This window comes from Aeromonas popoffii (assembly GCF_000820025.1).
Classification (GTDB): Bacteria; Pseudomonadota; Gammaproteobacteria; order Enterobacterales; family Aeromonadaceae; genus Aeromonas; species Aeromonas popoffii.
The window spans coordinates 1-674 of the sequence record NZ_CDBI01000039.1; the positions used below are offsets into that span (position 1 = coordinate 1).

General features: G+C 47.9%; 2 protein-coding genes. Both read right to left on the bottom strand.

Annotated features, from left to right (window positions below; genetic code table 11):
* Positions 1 to 8 precede the first annotated feature (8 nt).
* Complete coding sequence (locus BN1129_RS21805) at positions 9 to 488, bottom strand: hypothetical protein (protein WP_052449324.1); 480 nt, start codon at positions 486 to 488, stop codon at positions 9 to 11.
* Positions 485 to 674, bottom strand: a 190-nt coding sequence (locus BN1129_RS23775; RefSeq protein WP_042035650.1) for a hypothetical protein, incomplete at its 5' end; no start/stop codon positions are given. The genes BN1129_RS23775 and BN1129_RS21805, both read right to left, overlap by 4 nt.

The following is a 674-nucleotide window of genomic DNA, read 5'->3' on the forward strand; positions in this document are numbered from 1 at the left end:
TATTAGGATCAGTTATTTAGCAAAGCACTAGCTCCAGCGCCGATAAAGGCGGCGGGGCCAAGCAGGCCTGCCGCCAAGACACAGGCAATGCAGCCAAACCATCCCACACCACGCATGATGGTAAAGGCAATCTCGGGAATATCATCCTGAAAAGTGTAGTAAATGCCTTTGGACGTAATATGGTAGTGGTATATTTTATTTGCGCATATTAAGAACCAAACATAAGCACCCATTACAACGGCAAAACAAGAAAAAATGACAAATGATTGCGTAGCAATTTCTTTTCCCGATGTTCCCATTGCGATAGCTATAACCATAAAAACTAAAAAGACTCCTCCCCCCATCAGCCGTTTATCCGGATTTAGATAGGTAACCATCCACTGATAAAGTACCGGCTCTTGTTGCAGTGCCTGATATTGTTCCTCGATATAGCGAAACAGGGGATCCCCGGAACGGGGGGGATTATGTTCTACCTGTTCATTACTCATGGCTTCATCTCGATCAATATGCCTTTTACCGGCAAGGCTGCATCTGTTTCTGCGGTCAGGAGTGCCCCGAGGGCGAGTGAGCCACGGATCACAAAACGTTGTGCTGTTCCACTCAGGCTCTCTTCGGCTGGATAGGTGATCAGCAGTATCAGCTTGTCCCCCCTGTGCAGGGCGAGAGCGTGAACA

What these genes read in the sequence shown, in the direction of transcription:
- BN1129_RS21805 (WP_052449324.1), bottom strand. Translation starts at nt 488, where the DNA reads ATGAGTAATGAACAGGTAGAACATAATCCCCCCCGTTCCGGGGATCCC.